The sequence below is a fragment of the Actinomadura sp. 3N508 genome, from assembly GCF_044326375.1.
Lineage (GTDB): Bacteria > Actinomycetota > Actinomycetes > Streptosporangiales > Streptosporangiaceae > Spirillospora.
In genome coordinates, this window is the sequence record NZ_JBIRAX010000001.1 from 1,269,661 (window position 1) to 1,287,602 (window position 17,942).

The window sequence follows — 17,942 nt, forward strand, 5'->3', positions numbered from 1 at the left end:
ACTTCAAACCCCATGGCCCCGACCCTACCTACCCGACCCCCGCGAACTCAGGGCTTCACGGGAACAAATCCCGGCACCAGTGGCGGGCCCGGCCTTCGCCGTTCAAGAGATCATCAACGTTTCAGCTGGGGAGCCGCCCGAGAAACCTTTCCCGGTCGACGACGACGCGCTCAATGCGTCCGGTGCCCACAACCGTGCCGTGCTCGTCGGTGGCCGTACACCCGAAGACGAGCCGCGCCCCGTCGACCTCCAGCAGTTCGGCTTCGACCGTCACGCGCATCCCCACCGGACTGGCGGCCCGATGCTCCAGCTCCACACGCGTCCCGACAGAGGTTCGGCCTTCGTCCATGTGAGGCCCGACCGCCGCCACCGTCACCTCCTCCGCAAGCGCGAGAAGCCGAGGCGTCCCCAGGACGGGCACATCCCCGCTACCCAGCCGAATAGCGGTGTCCACGTCCCCAACGGTCACAACCTTCTCAGCCCGCAACCCAGGCCGCATTCCCATCACCCTCCCGACAACGCTCAGTCGCATGACCACCAGCGGTAGGACATCATCCACCCAGGTGTGCCAGGAGATCCTCCTCGGAGGGGTACGGGCGCTCCTGCGGCAGCAGCCGGGTCGCGGAATCCAGATCCCGAGCCTTGACGAGCGCGTGGATCTCATGAGCGAGCGGTGTCACGTCGTTGATGGAGACGATCCACTCGTCCGCGTAGCTCCGTGTGGCCTCACCGGAGAGCCCGAGTTGCAGAGAACGATGAGGCAGGGCCCTCAGGTGCAGGTCACGCTCAGGATCCCACTGGACACGGGCAGGCGCACGCCTGACCTCACGCTGCCAGGTCTCGCGATCCGCATGCAATCCGGGCACGTAGTGCGAGAGGCACGAGTGGCGCAACGCCCACTCGAACCCGTCGCGAGTGATCTCAACGGCGAGGACGGTCTCCTGCCCCGCCTTCGCGCCCCACCCGCAGCGATACATCATCCACAGGAAGGACGGCTTGATCCACGTCATCCGATCCCGCTTCCACGCCCCCGGAAACGCCCCCTCACGCGCCGCCAGCACCCCGATTTGGGGCCCGTAGGCCTGGTAGACAGTGACCGTGGACGCCGTATAAAGAGCACGAATCCTGTGTCGTGGTTCGTCCATGGCGACCATGGTGACGCCAACCGGCGGGTCTTTCCAGCGGGTCGGGCTCTATTCGGTGCGGGCGACGCCTACTGGGCAGCTCAGGCCGGTGCCGCCTAGGCCGCAATAGCCGTTGGGGTTTTTCGTGTCTGCCAAGTATTGCTGGTGGTAGTCCTCGGCGTAGAAGAAGTCGGTGGCGGGGGTTAGGTCGGTGGTTATTTCGCCGTAGCCGGACTTTGTCAGGACGGGCTGGTACGCGTCCCGGGAGGCTTCGGCGGACTTCTTCTGGGCTTCGGTGCGGTAGAAGATGGCCGAGCGGTATTGGGTGCCCACGTCGTTGCCCTGGCGCATGCCCTGGGTCGGGTCGTGGGACTCCCAGAAGACGCGGAGGAGGTCGTCGTAGGTGACCTTGGCGGGGTCGTAGACGACGCGGACGGCCTCGGCGTGGCCGGTCTGGCCGCTGCAGACCTCTTCGTAGGTGGGGTTCGGGGTGTAGCCGCCCTCGTAGCCGGCGGCGGTGGAGATGACGCCGGGGGTCTGCCAGAACTTGCGTTCGGCGCCCCAGAAGCAGCCGAGGGCGAACTCGGCGATCTCGGCGCCGTCCGGGAAGGGCGGGGCCAGCGGGGCGTTGAGGACCTCGTGGCGCGGCGGGACCGGGATGGGCTCGTCCCTGCCGGGGAGCGCCTTCTCCGGGGTGACCATCTGGGTCTTCGCGAAGCCGAACATGCCTTCAGGTTAGCTCTCCCCGGGCGTCATGAGCGTTATTCCTTTTGGGTGATTACGTCCTGGTAGGTTGCCTTCGTGAGGCGGGGGATCGCGTTCGGGGTCGCGGCGTACGTGATGTGGGGGCTGTTCCCGCTGTACTGGCCGCTGCTGAAGCCCGCGGGCGCGGTCGAGATCCTCGCGCATCGGATCATGTGGTCGCTGGTCGCGGTGGGCGTGGTGCTCGCCGCGCGGCGGAGCCTCCGGTGGGTCGGGACGCTGAGCGTCCGGAAGATCGGGCTGCTGGCGCTGGCGGCGGTGATCGTCACCGTCAACTGGGGCACGTACATCTACGCCGTCAACAGCGGGCAGACGATCGAGGCGGCGCTGGGGTACTTCATCAATCCGCTGATCAGTGTCTTGTTCGGGGTCGTCGTCTTCGGGGAGCGGCTTCGGGCGTGGCAGTGGTGCGCGGTCGGGGTGGGCGCGCTGGCGGTGGTCGTGCTGACCGTCGACTACGGGCGCCCTCCTTGGATCGCGCTGGTGCTGGCCTTCGCGTTCGGGACGTATGGGCTGATCAAGAAGTACGTCGACATGCCGTCGGCGGAGGGTCTGGCGGTCGAGACGGCGGTGCTGTTCCTGCCCGCGCTCGGGTTCGTGCTCCTGCTGGAGGGGCAGGGCGAGGGGACGTTCGGGCATCACGGCATGGGCCAGGCCGGGCTGCTGGCCGCGGCGGGCGTCGTGACCGCCGTGCCGATGATGTTCTTCAACGCGGCGGCGATCAGGCTGCCGCTGTCGGTCATCGGAATGTTGCAGTATCTGGCCCCTTTGCTGCAGTTCGCCATCGGGGTGTTCGTCCAGCACGAGGAGATGCCGCCGAGCCGCTGGGCGGGCTTCCTGCTGGTGTGGCTCGCGCTGGCGATGCTGACTTCGGACGGTCTGCACGCCGCCCGCCGCGAACCGCTCCCCGAGACCGCCCGGGGCGGCTAAAGTGCCGGACGTCATGCGCGCCCGGATCCGAGGGAGCACCCGTTGCGGCTGGTCAGCGTCATCTTCCTGGGGACGGTCCTCGTCGCCGCGGGCATGCTCGCCCCGGGCACCGGCGACGCGGTCCCGGACGAGCGGGACGGTGTCTCGGTGCGGCCCGAGATGGTGAAGCCCGGGGAGCGGGTCCGGATCTCGGTGCCCCGATGCGATGGCGTGCGGTCCGCGACGTCGGAGGCGTTCACCGGCCATGCCGTGGACGGCGCGGCCGCCGTCAGGCCGGACGCCGAGCCCCGGACGTACGCGGTCGTGGCCTACTGCGGGTCGCGGAAGGTGACGGGTGAGGTGCGGGTGACGAAGCGCCATGGCTGGCCGGAACTGCTGCCCGCCGACCGGAAGGTCCGCTGACCCTCGCCGCCCTCAGGGTCGCCGGCGGGTGAATTCGCAAGCGTATTCGATAGCCTTTATCCCGAATTGTCGATCGAACTTCAGTTGAGTTTTTTCTGACCAGCCGACGAATCACTTGCAAAGTGAGCCAGGTCACGCGCGGATGACCAAATTTACTCCCCATCGGGCGCTTGTTTTCGTCAAATGATCATGTGATACTTCCTTCAACTCGGTCAGAACGCACATACAACTACAAAGTCCTCAGTTGGCTCGTTGTGCCCGATAGTCCTCAAAGGTCACAGCCGGGGTCCGCTCGTCACCGGCTTCACAGAGGGGTCGATAATGTCCGTCGATGCCCACCCCCGGTCCGCCCGTAAGGCACAGACGCTCTCCATCGGCCATCTCCGGGGGCTCCTGCGCGACCCCCTCAAGGAGTTCGAGGAGATGGGCAGGGAGGCGGACGGCCGGATCGTGCGCGCGAACCTCGGCCCCTTCCGCCCGTACCTGATCACGCATCCGGATCATCTCCAGCACGTCCTGCGCGACAACGTCGACAACTACCGGCGCGAGGGCATGATGTGGAAGCCGCTCAGCCGGCTGCTGGGCGATGTCACCGTCACGGACACGGGCTGGCTCGTCAAGAAGCGGGTGTACCAGGACCTTCTCTCGGCGCCGAGCATCGCGCAGTTCGCCGGCGAGATGATCGCGACGATCTCCGAGGCCGTGGACGACCTGGGCGAGCGCGCCGACCCGGAGCGGCCGGTCGACGCCTACGCGGAGATGACCCGCATCGTGTACCGGGCGATCATCCGCGTCCTCATCGGCGACCGGATCTCGACGTCGAAGATCGACGAGCTCGGCCAGCTGATGGTGACCGCCACGACCTCCTCGTTCCGGCCGCGGATGCTGATGCCCTTCGTCCCGTTCTCGGTGCCGCTCCCGGGAGACCGGACCTTCAACCGAGCCGTCCGGGCGGTGGACGACCTCATCCTCCCCATCGTCCGCGAGGCGCGCCGGGACGGCGCCGGGGGACGGGACGTGGTGTCCCTGCTCCTCGAAGCGCGCGACGACGACGGCCAGGGGATCGACGACCGCGCGGTGCGGGACGGCGTCGTGGGCCTGTTCGTCGCGGCGACGGACACCACGGTCGCGGTGCTGACCTTCCTGTGGGGCCTGCTGGACCTCCATCCCGAGGTCCGTGCCAGGCTTCTCGACGAGATGGACCGCGTCGTGGGGGACGGCCCGCCCACGTTCGAGCACGTGGCCGACCTGACCTACACCAAGATGGTCCTGCAGGAGGCCCTCAGGCTGTACTCGGTCGGCTGGATCACCCCGCGGATCGCCCGGACGGACGACGTCATCGACGGGGTCCGCGTCAAGGCGGGCACCACCCTCGTGGTCAGCCCCTACCTCACCCACCGGCTGCCCGCGGTATGGCCGCAGCCGCACGTCTTCGACCCGGAGCGATTCGCCGCGGGCCGGTCACGGCACCGGTTCGCGTTCATGGCGTTCGGCGGCGGCCCGCACCAGTGCTCGGGACGCGTCTTCTTCTTCATCGAGGCGCCGCTCATCTTGGCCACGCTGCTCAGCAGGTACCGGCCGGTCCTGCGGAGCCCGCACCCTGTGGAGCCGCAGGCGCACCTCACGCTGAAGCCCCGCGGCCGGGTGAAGATCGCGCTCGAACCCGTCCGGCGCTGAGAGCGGCGCCAGGCGAGGCGCCGGAAAGGGCGCCGAGAAAGGCGCTGAGGACGGCGCGCCACGTCCCGATTCGTGCACTGCGGTGAGAAGGCCCGAGATGACCCCCGGCACGCATTCCTCCCTGTTCGACGACCTGCCTCCGGCCGTGGAGAGCGGCAGGATCTGCGCCGTGGCCGGGCAGGCGGCCAGAGACACCCAGCGTTGGACCGCCCGGTTCGGACGCCTGTTCTCCGCCAAGCCCTTCGACCCGACGCTGTACCACACGGTGTGCGGATGCATCTCGTTCAGCGCGCCCTGGGCCACCAGCGAGGAACTGCGGGTCGCGAACCGCGCGGCGCTGTGGGGCTTCGGGGTGGACTGGCTCATCGACTACATCGCCACGTCCCGGGCGGAGGTGGAGCAGATCGTCACGGGGTGCCTGGCCGTGGCGGACGGCGGCGCACCCCCCGACGACGACCTCCTGCTCTCGCTCGCCGACATCCGCGCCGACCTGGCGGGCGCGCCCGCCTGGCCCGCGCTGCGGCCCGTCTGGCGCGGCCAGCTCGCCCGGTTCCTGCGGGCGATGGCGCACGAGTGGGACTGGCGGCAGCAAGGGGAGAAGGGCCGCCCCACCTTCACCGAGTACCTCGGCAACGCCGACAACTTCGGGTTCTCCTTCGCCTTCGCCTCGCACTGGGCGTTCACGAGCCCGCCGATGACGGAACGTGAGATCGCCGCCGTCCAGGACGCCAGCTGGGCGGCCCAGCGCACCGGACGGCTGATCAACGATCTCGGCACCTACGAGCGGGATCTCGAATGGGGCGACCTCAACGCGCTGCTGCTCGACGTCGGCCGCGACGAGATCGATCGGCACATCGCCGAACTGACGCGCGAGTTCCGGAAGGCGGCCGCCCCCGTGCGGGCCGAGCATCCGCGCCTGGCGCTCTACCTGGAACGCCAGCTCGAATTCTGCACCGGCTTCTACGGGGCCACCGACTACTGGGGGGACCTGTGAGACCCGAGTGCGCCCCGAAACCGGCGACCGGGCTAAAGGGCGAGGACGACGATACGGCCGCGGTGGTCCGCGAGCTACTGGCCGGTCTCCTCACACGTCCTTGGGGCCAGGTCTCCCCCTCCGTCTATGAAACGGGGCGCCTGGTCTCGCTGGCTCCCTGGCTGGCGGGTCACTCGCAACGCGTCCAGTATCTGCTGGACACCCAGCGTCCGGACGGTCTCTGGGGCGCGCCGGGCGCCTACTCGGTCGTGCCGACGCTGAGCGCGGTCGAGGCGCTGCTCACCGTTCTCAGGAGCCACACCGGCGGGACGGCGCCCGGCCGGCACGGCACGGCGTCCGGCCCGAACGAGGCGGTGCGCGACCAGAACGGCGCGGTGCCCGAGCTGAGGAGCGGCGTGGCCTGTTCGCTCGACCGGGCGCTGGCCCCCCTCCTGCGGCGGCTGCCCGCCCTGAACTTCGGCATGTTCCCGGACCTGCCCGCAAGCGACCTGGTCGTCAGCTCCCTGGTCGGCTCGATCAACCGGCACCTGGACCGGCTCGGCGGCTCCGCCGCGCCGCTCGCCGGCCGCCTCCCCGCCGGCGCCCGGCTCGGGAATCCGAGGGGCCTGGACGGTGGACGGCTGGCCAAGATGCGCACGGCCCTCATCGCGGGCATCAGCCTTCCGGAGAAGGTGCTGCACGCCCTGGAGGTCGCGAGCGACCTCGCCGGCGGGGCGCGCACCGTCCGCCCGGGTTCCACCGGCGCGATCGGCGCGTCGCCCGCGGCCACCGCCGCCTGGCTCGGCGGACGGCTCGACGGTTGGCGCGACGGACGGCGCGCGCCTGATCCGCGGCATCCGGCCCGGCTCTTCCTGGAGGCCGTCTCCGATGACCACGCGGGGCCGGTGCCGTGCGGCTTCCCCATCACCGTCTTCGAGCGCGCCTGGGTGCTGAGCACGCTCGCCCGCGCGGGGGTCGTCTCCACCGCGCCGGCCGCGCTGCTGGACAGCCTCGACACCGCGCTCGGACCGGCCGGGACACCCGCCGCGGAGGGTCTGCCCGCGGACGCGGACACGACCTCGGCCACCCTGTACGCCCTCGGGCTGCTCGGGGTGACGCGGCCCCCGGAGGCCCTGTGGACGTACGAGACGCCCACGCACTTCTGCACCTGGCCAGGTGAAGGAGGCTTCTCGATCACGGTCAACGCCCATGTGCTTGAGGCGTTCGGCCAGTACCTCCACAACGTCCTGGGCGGCGGGGAACCCCTCCCGGCGTCCGTGCCCCGCTACACGAAGGCAGTGGCCAAGCTCGTGACCCTGCTCTGCGACCAGCAGCGGGCGGACGGAAGCTGGGTCGACAGGTGGCACGCGTCCCCGTACTACGCGACGTTGTGCTGCGTCGCGGCGCTGAGCCGTTTCGGCGGGGCGAGGGCGGCCGGGGTCCTCGAACTGGCCCGCGCCTGGGTCTTGGAAACCCAGCACCCCGACGGCTCATGGGGACTCTGGAACGGTACGGCGGAGGAAACGGCGTACGCGCTGCAGATCCTGCTTCCGTCTCCCGGGGAGACGGAAGGCCCCGAGCCGACGGAGCGGTATATGGAATCTATAACTCGGGGTTACAAATTTCTCCCGGCACTCTCGGTCGGCTCGGCCAATGAAGATATGCGGGGTCCTGCGCTGTGGCACGACAAGGACCTGTACCTTCCGGTGGCCATCGTGCGGGCGTCCGTGCTGGCAGCCCGGCACCTCGCCAGTAAGTACGCGCCTATCACCGACCGAAGCTGACGGCAACGTGTCGCGCGTGTTTCCTGTATCACAAGACGCGGCGGCATTAGCGAGAACCCATCCCGGATGGGAACAAAGTACGTCATCTACCCCCGCAATGTTGCTAAGGTACTGCCGCGTGCGAAGCGATCGCTTCCCGTCGTGCCGCACGCTTGCACACCACGGCCCCCGAACCCCCTCCGCGGCGGTCCGCCGGGCGCTCCGGGAACTCGCTTGAGGACTGGTTGATGCGCTTCCGCAACTCACGTCTGCGGACGAAGATTGCCGCCCTGCTCTTGTCGCTCACCGCGCTCTGGACCTTCGCCGCATGGGTGACACTGCGGGAGGGCCTGAACCTTCTGACCATTAACACGCTCGACCAGAACGTCTCTCGTCCCGGCGTCGAGATGGTCACCCAATTGCAGCGGGAGCGGCGTCTCTCACTGATCTACCTCGGCAGCCAGGGGCGCCAGCAGCGAGCCGCGCTGCACCAGCAGCGCCAGTCGGTCGACAGGGCGGTGACCGACTACCGGAAGAAGGCCTCGAGCGGCGGCGTCTCCCGCGTCGCCAGCGACGCCCTCAAGCGACGGATCAATGAATCGTTCACCGGACTCGACGCGCTCCGCGCCGGCAGGCTCGCCATCGACGTCCGCTCCGTGGACCGGAACGCGGCGGCCAAGCCGTTCAACGACGTCATCGACACGGCCTTCCTCCTCTACCGCTCCGCCGGCGCCGTGGACGACGAGGCCATCGCCAAGGACGGCCGCACCCTCAGCTCCCTGACCAGGGCCAAAGAACTCCTCTCCCGCGAGGACGCGTTCTTCGCCGGCGTGCTCGCGTCCGGGCGCTTCACCCCCGCCGAGCACGCGCAGTTCGTCGAACTCCGCGGCGTCCAGAGGTTCCTGCGCGAGGAGGCCGCGGCGGAACTTCCCGAGGCCGACCGCGCCCAGTACGACGCCGTCCTCAAGAGCGACGCGTACGCGCGCCTCAAGGTGCTGGAGGAGCGCGTCGTCCAGAGCCGGCCCGGCGGTGCGGCGCCGAGGATCCGGGCCGAGGAATGGCAATCGGCGATGGCCCCCGTCCAGGAGCAGGTCGAGCAGGTGGTCCTCGACGGCGGCGACCGGCTGGTCGAGCGCGCCAAGCCGATGGCGTTCGGCATCATCGTCCGGCTGCTGCTGGCCGGCGGGCTCGGGCTGCTGGCGGTCATCGCGTCCATCGTCATGTCGATCACCACGGCGCGTGCGCTGGTGCGGCAGCTCGAACGCCTGCGGGGCGCGGCGTGGGAGCTGGCGGAGAAGCGGCTGCCCGGGGTCGTGGAGCGGCTCGGGCACGGGGAGACGGTGGACGTCGCCGTCGAGGCGCCGCCGCTGGAGTTCGGCACCGACGAGATCGGGCAGGTGGGGCGCGCGTTCAACGCCGTCCAGGAGACCGCGATCCGCACCGCCGTCGAGCAGGCCGAGCTGCGGCGCGGCGTCCGGGACGTCCTGCTCAGCCTGGCCCGCCGCACCCAGACGCTCGTGCACCGGCAGCTGACCATGCTCGACACCATGGAGCGCCGCCGCGACATCGAGGTCAAGGAGCTGGAGGAGCTGTTCAAGCTCGACCACCTCGCGACCCGGATGCGGCGCAACGCCGAGAACCTCATCGTGCTGTCCGGCGCGCTGCCCGCCCGCGGATGGCGCAACTCCGTCCCGATGGTGGACGTCGTGCGCGCCGCGGTCGGCGAGGTCGAGGACTACACCCGCGTCACCGTGCTGCCGTTCGGGCCGGTCGAGCTGGCCGGACGCGCCGTCGGCGACCTCACCCACCTGCTCGCCGAGCTGATCGAGAACGCCGTGTCCTTCTCCCCGCCCGAGACCGTCGTGCAGGTCGGCGGGCACCTCGTCGCCAGCGGCTACGCCATCGACATCGAGGACCGCGGGCTCGGCATGACCGACGACAAGCTCGCCGAGATCAACGCGCGGATCGCCGACCCGCCCGACTTCAACCTGCAGAGCTCCGTCCAGCTCGGCCTGTTCGTGGTCAGCAGGCTCGCCGAGCGCTACAACGTGCAGGTCTCGCTCAAACGCTCCGCCTACGGCGGGACCACCGCCGTCATCGTCATCCCCCGGGACCTCGTCGTCGAGCAGGCTCCGGCGCCCGTCCCGGCGGCCACCACCAAGAACGGCCTGGAAGTGCGCCGCCCAGCCGCGATCGGCGCCGGCGGGGGGACGGGGCCGCAGCCCGCGCTGATGGCGGTGCCGGCGCCCGAGCGCGAACCGGCCCCGTCCACGTCCGGTGGGGCGGGAGAACCGGACGGGCACCCCGCCGCAGACGAGCCCCCGGCGGACGAGCCCGCCGGGCATGACGATGCTGGCCCTTGGCCCGAGGCGGAGGACTCCCATCCCCGGCCGGAGGACCAGCCACCCGTGTCCGACATCTCCAGCACACCGTCCGGCCTGCCCGTCCGGGTTCCGCAGGCGAACCTCGCCGATCCCCTCCGCACCGACGAACCGGTCGTGGCAGACGAGCCGGACGAGCACGACGACCCCGGCCGCTCCCCCGAGGAGATCCAGCGGATCATGGGCTCCTACCAGCGCGGCACCCGGCAGGGCCGCTCCGACGCCGCCCAGGCCGAGCAGGCGGGCAAGACCGAGCAGAGCGGCAAGATCCTCGGCACCAACACAGCGGAAGGCGAGGAAGATCAGTGACGCAGAAGACCGGTTCCTCATCCGATCTGGGCTGGTTGCTGGACGACCTCGTCCACCGGCTGCCGCACGCCAGGAGCGCGGTCGTGCTGTCGGCGGACGGCCTGCTCATGGCCTCCTCCGAGGGCGTGACGCAGGACGACGGCGAGCACCTGTCCGCCGTCGCCGCCGGGATCCAGAGCCTCGCCAAGGGCGCCGGGACCCGGTTCGGCGGCGGTCCCGTCCGGCAGACGATCGTCGAGATGCAGTCCGCGTACCTGCTGGTGACGGTCGCCGGGAAGGGCGCCTGCCTCGCGGTGCTGGCCGAGGAGGACGCCGACGTCGGCCTCACCGCCTACGAGATGGCGATGCTCGTCACGGCGATGGGCCACCACCTCACCTCGCCGTCCCGGACGGAGAGCGCCGAGGGGCGTCCCGCATGATCCCCCCGGACGACCCGTCGCTCGATTTCTGGGCGGACGATCCACCGCCGCCCACGCCGTCCACGCCGCCCGAGCAGGACGCCGCGGAGCGCTGGCTCGACGAGAGCGCCGGCCCGATGGTGCGCCCGTACGTGATGACGAGCGGCCGCACCGAGCCGTCCCGGGGCAGGTTCGACCTGATCACGCTGGTGGTCGCGGTCGGCATGGAACCCGAGACCACGGTCGGGCTCGGGCCCGAGCATCTGGCCATCATCCGGCTCTGCCAGAACGTGATGTCGGTCGCCGAGATCACCGGCCATCTCGACCTTCCCGTCGCGACGGTGCGGGTGATGCTCGGCGACCTGCTCGACAAGGGGTTCGTCTCCCTGCAGGAACCCGAACCGGAGGCGGACATGCACGACATCAGGATCTACAAGGCGGTGATCGATGGTCTCCGGGCCCTCTAGGCGCTACCCCCCGGCAGGGGGTGTGCGCGCCCGCCGGCTCCCCACCGCGGTCAAGATCGTGATCGCGGGCGGCTTCGGGGTCGGCAAGACCACCATGGTGGGCACGGTCTCGGAGACCCAGCCGCTGCGCACCGAGGAACTCCTCACCGACCGCGGCGTCGGCGTGGACGACGTCGCGGGCGTCGAGCGCAAGGACACCACCACGGTCGCGATGGACTTCGGCCGCATCACGATGCGCGACGAGTACGTCCTCTACCTGTTCGGCACCCCCGGCCAGAAGCGCTTCTGGTTCATGTGGGACGAGGTCGCGCTCGGCGCGCTCGGCGCGGTCGTCCTCGCCGACACGCGGCGCCTGTCCGACTGCTTCCCGTCGGTCGACTACTTCGAGCGCCGCAAGACGCCGTTCGTCGTCGCCGTCAACTGCTTCGAGGGCGCCAAGCAGTACGACCTCGCGGAGATCCAGATGGCCCTCAACCTGGGCCCGAAGGTTCCCGTGATGCTCTGCGACGCCCGCCGGCTCGACTCGTGCAAGGAGGTCCTCATCGACCTCGTCCTGCACGCCATGAAGTACCGCGGCCTCTCCGAAGAGGCCCAGCCGCAGAACGTCTAGGCCCGCGGCGTCAGCCCGTTCTTGAGACCACGTAGTCGCAGAGGTGGGTGAGGGCGTCTCGGGCGGGGATGGCCGGGAGGGTGAGGAGTTCCTTGCGGGCGTCCTCGGCCCAGCGGCGGAGGTCGGCGCGGGCGCGGTCCATGGCGGGGTGCGCGCGGAGCAGCGCGAGGGCCTCGGCGTGGAGGGCGTCGTCGGAGAGGTCCTGGACGAGGAGTTCGCGGAGGCGGGCGTCGTCAGGGCCGGAGCCGATCCCGGCGAGGACGTGGTGCATCGGCAGGGTGCGGATTCCCTCGCGGAGGTCGGTGCCGGGGGTCTTGCCCGACTCCTCCGTCTCGGACGCGATGTCCAGGATGTCGTCGGACAGCTGGAACGCGATGCCGATCTTCTCGCACGCGGAGGTGACCGTCCGGACGATCTCGGGCGGCGCGCCCGCGAGCAGCGCGCCGAAGTGGCCGGACACGGCGATGAGGGAGCCGGTCTTGTCGGCCACGACCTGGAGGTAGTGCTCCAGCTGGTCGGCCTCGGGACGCGGGCCGACCGTCTCCTGGATCTGGCCGCGGACGAGGCGGCCGAACGCGCGGGCCTGGATGCGGACGGCGTCCGGACCGAGGTCGGCGAGCAGGTCGGACGCGCGGGCGAACAGGTAGTCGCCGGTGAGGATCGCGACGGTGTTCGTCCAGCGGGAGTTGGCGGACTGCTGGCCGCGGCGGACGGTCGCCTCGTCCATCACGTCGTCGTGGTAGAGGGTGCCGAGATGGGTCAGCTCGACGACGACGGCGGCGGGGATGATGCCCGGCGCGGACGGGTCGCCGAAGTGGGAGGCGAGCAGCACCAGCATCGGCCGGAACCGCTTGCCGCCCGCTTCGAGGAGGTGCTTGGAGGCGTCGGAGAGCAGCGGGTCCTCACCGCGGACGCGGTCGAGGAGGAGGGCCTCGACGGCGGCGAGGCGCTCCTTGGCGTCGGCGGCGAGCGCCGCGTCGATGGAAAGCCCGAACGGGCCGGACTCGGTGCCCGGCCCGCCGGGTTTCTCGCTGGAAGGGTTGCTCACCCAGGACTCCCTACCGGACGAACATGTGGGTCGTGGCTTGTCCCGCAAGGTCCAGAATGGGCTGTGGGAGCACGCCGAGTACCACAGTAGCCGTCGCGCCGAGCGCCACCGCGACCGCGGTCGCCGGCCCGGCCACCACGACCGGCCCGTCCGCGTCCGGCTCGCTGAAGAACATGACGACGATCACACGGACGTAGAAGAACGCGGCGACGGCGGACGAGATGACCGCGACGATCACCAGCGGTGTCGCGCCCTCCTCGACGGCCGCCTTGAACACCGCGAACTTCCCGGTGAACCCGCTGGTCAGCGGGATACCGGCGAAGGCCAGCAGGAAGAAGGCGAACACTCCCGCCACGACCGGGGAGCGTTTGCCCAGGCCGGCCCACCGCGACAGGTGGCCCGCCTCGCCGCCCGCGTCCCGCACCATCGTGACGACGGCGAACGCGCCGACGGAGGTGAACCCGTAGGCGAGCAGGTAGAACAGGGTGCTGGACAGGCCGTCCGGCGACGAGGCGATCACGCCCATGAGCAGGAAGCCCGCGTGCGCGATCGACGAGTAGGCCAGCATCCGCTTGATGTCGGTCTGGGTGATCGCGATGATCGACCCGATGGCCATGGTGAGAATGGCCACACCCCACATGAACGGGCGCCAGTCCCATTCGAGGGTCTCGAACACCACGTAGTAGACGCGCAGGATCGCGCCGAACGCGGACACGACCGTGCAGGACGCCATCAGCGCCGTGATCGGGGTGGGGGCGCCCTGGTACACGTCGGGCTTCCACATGTGGAACGGGACGCCGCCGAGCTTGAACAGCAGCCCGACCGACAGCAGCGCGACGCCCGCGAGGAGCAGCGTCTCGTTGCCGGCGTCCTTGCCGATCTGCGCGGAGATGTCCGACAGCCGCACCGATCCGGCGTAGCCGTACAGGAGCGCGGCGCCGTACAGGAAGAACGCCGAGGAGAACGCGCCGAGAAGGAAGTACTTGACGGCCGCCTCCTGCGAGAGCAGGCGCCTGCGGCGGGCCAGCCCGCACAGCAGGTACAGCGGCAGCGACAGGACCTCCAGCGCGACGAACATCGTGAGCAGGTCGTTCGCCGCCGGGAACATCAGCATGCCGCCGACGGCGAACATCATCAGCGGGAAGACCTCGGTCTGGATGACGCCCGCCTGCGTGCTGCGCTGCTCGGCCTCGCTGCCCGGCAGTGCCGACGCCTGCGCGGCGAAGTGCCCGCCGACCGCTCCGGCGCGGCCGTCGCCGCGCTCGGCGATCAGCAGGAGGCTGACCAGCGCCAGCACCAGGATGGTGCCCTGGAGGAACAGGGTCGGGCCGTCCACGCCGAGGGCGCCTTCGGCTGCCACGTGGTGCGGGTTGTCGCGCCATGCGAGCGCGACCGTCCAGGCGAAGCCTCCGGCGAGGCCGAGGAACGCGAGCGGCACCTGAAGGTAGTACCGCCATGTCCGGCCGACGAACGCCTCGACCAGCACCCCCGCCACGGCGACGCCGAAGACCAGCAGCATCGGGGCGAGCTGCCCGTACTCGATGTGCGGCGCGGGGATGTCACCCCCCTGCGCCAGGATCAGGGTCCCTTGACCGCGGGTGTTCATGGACGGGCTCCGTTCTCGGCGACGTTACCGGTGATGTCCGGCGCGGGGTCGTGCTTGTCGACCCGCACCAGGGTCTCCTTCACCGAAGGGTTGATCACGTTCAGCACCGGCTGGGGGAAGACGCCCATCGCGATGATGATCGCGAGGATCGGGGCGACGGCCCATTTCTCGCGGGCGTTCAGGTCCTTCATGCCCTCGACGGCGGGGGCCTTCGGGCCGCCCATGGTCCGCTGGTACATCCAGAGGATGTAGATCGCGGCGAGGACGACGCCGCTGACGGCGAGCGCACCGGCCCACTTGTAGCGGTCGAACGTCCCGACGATGACCAGGAACTCCGAGACGAACGTGGACAGGCCGGGTAGCGAGAGGCCGGACAAGCCCGCGACGAGGAACGTCCCGGCGAGGACCGGCGCCGCCTTCTGCACGCCGCCGTAGTCGGAGATCTTCGCCGACCGGCGCCGGACGATCATGAAGCCGATGATCAGGAACAGCGCGCCGGTGGAGAAGCCGTGGTTCACCATGTACAGCGTCGCGCCGGACTGGCCCTGCGACGTCATCGCGAAGATGCCGAGCACGATGAACCCGAAGTGCGACACCGACGTGTAGGCGATGAGCCGCTTCAGGTCGACCTGCCCGATCGCGAGGACCGCGCCGTAGATGATGCTGACCACCGCGAGCGCGAGCACGGCCGGCGTCGCCCACTTGGACGCGCCGGGGAACAGCTCCAGGCAGAACCGCAGCATCCCGTACGTGCCGACCTTGTCGAGGACGCCGACGATCAGCACCAGCGCGCCGGGCGGCGACTGCTGCGCCGCGTCCGGGAGCCAGGTGTGCACCGGCACCATCGGCGCCTTGATCGCGAACGCGATGAAGAAGCCGAGGAACAGCCACTTCGCGGTCGTCGGGTCGAGGTTCATCTTCGACAGCTCGTCGAACATGAACGTGCCGTGCCCGACGCCGCCCTCGGCGACCGGCTTGCTAGACAGCGGGTACAGCCAGATCACCGCGACGAGCATCAGCAGCCCGCCGAGCAGCGAGTACAGCAGGAACTTCACCGCGGCGTAGGAGCGCTGCGCGCCGCCGTAGTACCCGATGATGAAGTACACCGGGATGAGCATCGCCTCGAAGAAGACGTAGAACAGGAACACGTCGGTCGCGGCGAACACGCCGATCATGGCCGCTTCGAGGGACAGCAGCAGCGCGAAGTACGTCTTCACCGAGCGCTTGGCGGGGACGTCGACGCCGCCGGAGCGGTCGGCCTCCGTCCAGGACGCCAGCATCACCAGCGGGACGAGGATCACCGACAGCAGGATCAGCACGAGCGCGACGCCGTCGACGCCGACCGCCCAGTGGACGCCGAACTCCTTGATCCACCAGTACTTCTCGTCGTACTGGAAGCGGGCGCCGTCCGCGTCGAACCCGGCCGCCATCACACCGGCGAGGACCGCGACGACGAGGGAGACACCGAGCGCGAACCGCTTGACCAGCGTCTCCCGCTCGCGCGGGATGACGCTGAGCAGCACCGCGCCCACCAGGGGCAGCGCGATGAGGACGCTCAGCCAGGGAAAGTCGTTCACGAGACATTCACCGCCAGCAGGGCGGCCACCACGAGGGCGGCGCCGAGGAACATCGAAAGGGCGTAGGAGCGGGCGAAGCCGGTCTGGACGCGGCGGAACCGGCCGGACGTCCCGCCGATCCCGGCGGCGGTGCCGTTGACGGCGCCGTCGACGCCGCGGCCGTCGAACCAGACCGCGAGCCGGGTCAGCCACTGGCCGGGACGCATCAGCAGCGACTCGTTCAGCGCGTCGCCGTACAGGTCCTTGCGGGCCGCGACGGTGACGAAGGAGCCCTTCGGCGCCTCGCGCGGCACCTTACGGCTGCCGTACTGCCGCCACGCGATCCCCGCACCGATGATCATCAGCACGAAGGTGGCGATGCCGGGCGCGGCGAGCGGCTTGAACTCGTGGTGGTGCTCGGGCGCACCGACGACCGGTTCGAGGAAGTCGGCGAACCCGCCGAGGACGAGGAACCCGCCCGCGCCGACCGAGCCGACCGCCAGCAGGATCAGCGGCCACGTCATGACGGCCGGGGACTCGTGCGGGTGCGCGTCGTCGTCCCAGCGTTTCTCACCGAAGAACGTCATGAACATGACCCGCGACATGTAGTACGCGGTGATCCCGGCGCCGATCAGCGCGCAGGACCCGAGGATCATGCCGGACGTGCCGCCCTTGTCGAAGGCGACCTCGATGATGCCGTCCTTGGTGAACCAGCCGGACAGGCCCGGGAAGCCGATGATGGCGAGGTAGCCGAGCCCGAACGTCGCGTAGGTGACGACCATGACCCCGCGGAGCGCGCCGTAGTGGCGCATGTTCACGTCGTCCTTCATGCCGTGCATGACCGAGCCAGCGCCGAGGAACAGGCCCGCCTTGAAGAAGCCGTGCGCGATGAGGTGCGCGATGGCGAAGACGTAACCCGCCTTGCCGAGCCCGGCGGCCAGGTGCATGTAGCCGATCTGCGACATCGTCGACCCGGCGAGGGCCTTCTTGATGTCGTCCTTGCCGCACCCGATGATCGCACCGAACAGCAGCGTGGCCGCGCCGACGATCGTCACGACGAGCTGCGCCGTGTCGGACATCTCGAAGATCGGCCCGGCCCGGACGATCAGGTACACGCCCGCGGTCACCATCGTCGCGGCGTGGATGAGGGCCGACACGGGGGTCGGGCCCTCCATCGCGTCCAGCAGCCAGGACTGGAGCGGGAGCTGCGCCGACTTGCCGCACGCGCCGAGCAGGAGCAGCAGCCCGATCGCCGTGGCGGTGCCGGTGCCGAGCTGGGACGCGAGGCCCACGTGTTCGGCGCCGGTGCCGAGGATCGGGCCGTAGCCGACCGTCCCGAACGTGGCGAAGATCAGCGCGATCGCGATGATCAGCCCCATGTCGCCGACGCGGTTGACGACGAACGCCTTCTTCGCGGCGGTCGCGGCGGTCGGCTTGTACTGCCAGAACCCGATCAGCAGGTAGGAGGCGAGACCGACGCCCTCCCAGCCCAGGAACATGATCAGGAAGTTGTCGCCGAGCACCAGCAGCAGCATCGCCGCGACGAACAGGTTCAGGTAGGCGAAGAACTTGCGGCGCTCGGGGTCTTCGGCCATGTAGCCGATGGAGTAGATGTGGATCAGGGAGCCGACGCCGGTGATCAGCAGGACGAAGCTGATGGACAGCGGGTCCACCAGCAGGTCCATGCCGATCTTGAACGAGCCGACGTCGATGAAGTCCCACAGGTGCAGGGTGCGGCGCCGTTCCTCGGCCTCGTACCCGAGCATCTGCACGAACATCGCCGCGCCCACCGCGAACGACGCCAACGACATGGTGACGCCGAGCAGATGCCCCCACCTGTCGGTGCGCCGTCCCCCCAGCAGGAGGATCGCGGCGCCGGCGAGTGGGAGCGCGATGAGGAGCCAGGACGCGGCCTGGATGCCTTCCGCTTTCATTT

General features: G+C 69.8%; 16 protein-coding genes. 9 read left to right on the forward strand and 7 right to left on the reverse strand.

What is annotated here, in order from left to right:
* Window positions 1–121 precede the first annotated feature (121 nt).
* The 3 genes from ACH34S_RS05935 to msrA are packed head-to-tail and all read right to left on the reverse strand — an operon-like array spanning window position 122 to window position 1,850.
* The gene (locus tag ACH34S_RS05935) at window positions 122–532 is read right to left on the reverse strand and encodes a thioesterase family protein (protein ID WP_395951454.1); all 411 of its coding nucleotides are present in this window, start codon (window positions 530–532) and stop codon (window positions 122–124) included.
* A 19-nt stretch (window positions 533–551) separates the two neighbouring features.
* Window positions 552–1,145, reverse strand: a complete 594-nt coding sequence (locus tag ACH34S_RS05940) for a DUF4291 domain-containing protein (RefSeq protein WP_395951324.1) — start codon at window positions 1,143–1,145, stop codon at window positions 552–554.
* A gap of 48 nt (window positions 1,146–1,193) precedes the next feature.
* Complete coding sequence (msrA, locus tag ACH34S_RS05945; protein WP_395951325.1) at window positions 1,194–1,850, reverse strand: peptide-methionine (S)-S-oxide reductase MsrA; 657 nt, start codon at window positions 1,848–1,850, stop codon at window positions 1,194–1,196.
* A 75-nt stretch (window positions 1,851–1,925) separates the two neighbouring features.
* Here msrA and rarD point away from each other — a divergent pair, with 75 nt between their 5' ends.
* The 9 genes from rarD to ACH34S_RS05990 all read left to right on the forward strand — a co-directional run bounded on the left by rarD (window position 1,926) and on the right by ACH34S_RS05990 (window position 11,796).
* Entirely contained in the window at window positions 1,926–2,816 is an 891-nt protein-coding gene (gene rarD, locus ACH34S_RS05950) for an EamA family transporter RarD (RefSeq protein ID WP_395951326.1), read from the forward strand.
* Window positions 2,817–2,858: 42 nt separating this feature from the next.
* Window positions 2,859–3,218 carry a hypothetical protein gene (locus ACH34S_RS05955; protein WP_395951327.1) on the forward strand — a complete coding sequence of 120 codons (360 nt, stop codon included), beginning with the start codon at window positions 2,859–2,861 and terminating at the stop codon, window positions 3,216–3,218.
* A gap of 321 nt (window positions 3,219–3,539) precedes the next feature.
* Window positions 3,540–4,895 (forward strand): cytochrome P450, encoded by a 1,356-nt coding sequence (locus ACH34S_RS05960; protein ID WP_395951328.1) that lies wholly within the window; start codon window positions 3,540–3,542, stop codon window positions 4,893–4,895.
* A gap of 97 nt (window positions 4,896–4,992) precedes the next feature.
* Window positions 4,993–5,889 carry a terpene synthase family protein gene (locus tag ACH34S_RS05965; RefSeq protein ID WP_395951329.1) on the forward strand — a complete coding sequence of 299 codons (897 nt, stop codon included), beginning with the start codon at window positions 4,993–4,995 and terminating at the stop codon, window positions 5,887–5,889.
* A gap of 62 nt (window positions 5,890–5,951) precedes the next feature.
* Window positions 5,952–7,652 carry a prenyltransferase/squalene oxidase repeat-containing protein gene (locus ACH34S_RS05970; RefSeq protein ID WP_395951330.1) on the forward strand — a complete coding sequence of 567 codons (1,701 nt, stop codon included), beginning with the start codon at window positions 5,952–5,954 and terminating at the stop codon, window positions 7,650–7,652.
* A gap of 227 nt (window positions 7,653–7,879) precedes the next feature.
* The gene (locus ACH34S_RS05975; protein WP_395951331.1) at window positions 7,880–10,321 is read left to right on the forward strand and encodes a nitrate- and nitrite sensing domain-containing protein; all 2,442 of its coding nucleotides are present in this window, start codon (window positions 7,880–7,882) and stop codon (window positions 10,319–10,321) included.
* Window positions 10,318–10,740 carry a roadblock/LC7 domain-containing protein gene (locus tag ACH34S_RS05980; RefSeq protein ID WP_395951332.1) on the forward strand — a complete coding sequence of 141 codons (423 nt, stop codon included), beginning with the start codon at window positions 10,318–10,320 and terminating at the stop codon, window positions 10,738–10,740. Before ACH34S_RS05975 ends, ACH34S_RS05980 begins: the two co-directional genes overlap by 4 nt.
* Window positions 10,737–11,186 (forward strand): DUF742 domain-containing protein, encoded by a 450-nt coding sequence (locus ACH34S_RS05985; RefSeq protein WP_395951333.1) that lies wholly within the window; start codon window positions 10,737–10,739, stop codon window positions 11,184–11,186. The genes ACH34S_RS05980 and ACH34S_RS05985 overlap by 4 nt, the downstream gene beginning before the upstream one ends.
* Entirely contained in the window at window positions 11,167–11,796 is a 630-nt protein-coding gene (locus tag ACH34S_RS05990; RefSeq protein WP_395951334.1) for a GTP-binding protein, read from the forward strand. The genes ACH34S_RS05985 and ACH34S_RS05990 overlap by 20 nt, the downstream gene beginning before the upstream one ends.
* Before the next feature lie 10 nt (window positions 11,797–11,806).
* Here ACH34S_RS05990 and ACH34S_RS05995 read toward each other — a convergent pair whose 3' ends face one another.
* The 4 genes from ACH34S_RS05995 to nuoL form a co-directional block, all read right to left on the reverse strand.
* Complete coding sequence (locus ACH34S_RS05995) at window positions 11,807–12,778, reverse strand: polyprenyl synthetase family protein (RefSeq protein WP_395951455.1); 972 nt, start codon at window positions 12,776–12,778, stop codon at window positions 11,807–11,809.
* Between the two features lie 76 nt (window positions 12,779–12,854).
* Window positions 12,855–14,450, reverse strand: coding sequence for an NADH-quinone oxidoreductase subunit NuoN (gene nuoN / locus ACH34S_RS06000; RefSeq protein ID WP_395951335.1), 1,596 nt, complete (start codon window positions 14,448–14,450; stop codon window positions 12,855–12,857).
* Window positions 14,447–16,027: an NADH-quinone oxidoreductase subunit M gene (locus tag ACH34S_RS06005; RefSeq protein WP_395951336.1), complete on the reverse strand. Its 1,581-nt coding sequence runs from the start codon at window positions 16,025–16,027 to the stop codon at window positions 14,447–14,449. Before ACH34S_RS06005 ends, nuoN begins: the two co-directional genes overlap by 4 nt.
* A complete protein-coding gene (gene nuoL, locus ACH34S_RS06010; RefSeq protein WP_395951337.1) occupies window positions 16,024–17,940 on the reverse strand; it encodes an NADH-quinone oxidoreductase subunit L in 1,917 nt (638 codons plus the stop codon). Before nuoL ends, ACH34S_RS06005 begins: the two co-directional genes overlap by 4 nt.
* Window positions 17,941–17,942: the final 2 nt, after the last annotated feature.

Excerpts from the sequence above, each read along its gene's own strand:
- ACH34S_RS05935 (WP_395951454.1), bottom strand. The coding sequence starts at position 532 with ATGCGACTGAGCGTTGTCGGGAGGGTGATGGGAATGCGGCCTGGGTTG.
- ACH34S_RS05940 (WP_395951324.1), bottom strand. The coding sequence starts at position 1,145 with ATGGACGAACCACGACACAGGATTCGTGCTCTTTATACGGCGTCCACG.
- msrA (WP_395951325.1), bottom strand. The coding sequence starts at position 1,850 with ATGTTCGGCTTCGCGAAGACCCAGATGGTCACCCCGGAGAAGGCGCTC.
- ACH34S_RS05960 (WP_395951328.1), top strand. The coding sequence starts at position 3,540 with ATGTCCGTCGATGCCCACCCCCGGTCCGCCCGTAAGGCACAGACGCTC.
- ACH34S_RS05965 (WP_395951329.1), top strand. The coding sequence starts at position 4,993 with ATGACCCCCGGCACGCATTCCTCCCTGTTCGACGACCTGCCTCCGGCC.
- ACH34S_RS05975 (WP_395951331.1), top strand. The coding sequence starts at position 7,880 with ATGCGCTTCCGCAACTCACGTCTGCGGACGAAGATTGCCGCCCTGCTC.
- ACH34S_RS05985 (WP_395951333.1), top strand. The coding sequence starts at position 10,737 with ATGATCCCCCCGGACGACCCGTCGCTCGATTTCTGGGCGGACGATCCA.
- ACH34S_RS05990 (WP_395951334.1), top strand. The coding sequence starts at position 11,167 with ATGGTCTCCGGGCCCTCTAGGCGCTACCCCCCGGCAGGGGGTGTGCGC.
- nuoN (WP_395951335.1), bottom strand. The coding sequence starts at position 14,450 with ATGAACACCCGCGGTCAAGGGACCCTGATCCTGGCGCAGGGGGGTGAC.
- nuoL (WP_395951337.1), bottom strand. The coding sequence starts at position 17,940 with ATGAAAGCGGAAGGCATCCAGGCCGCGTCCTGGCTCCTCATCGCGCTC.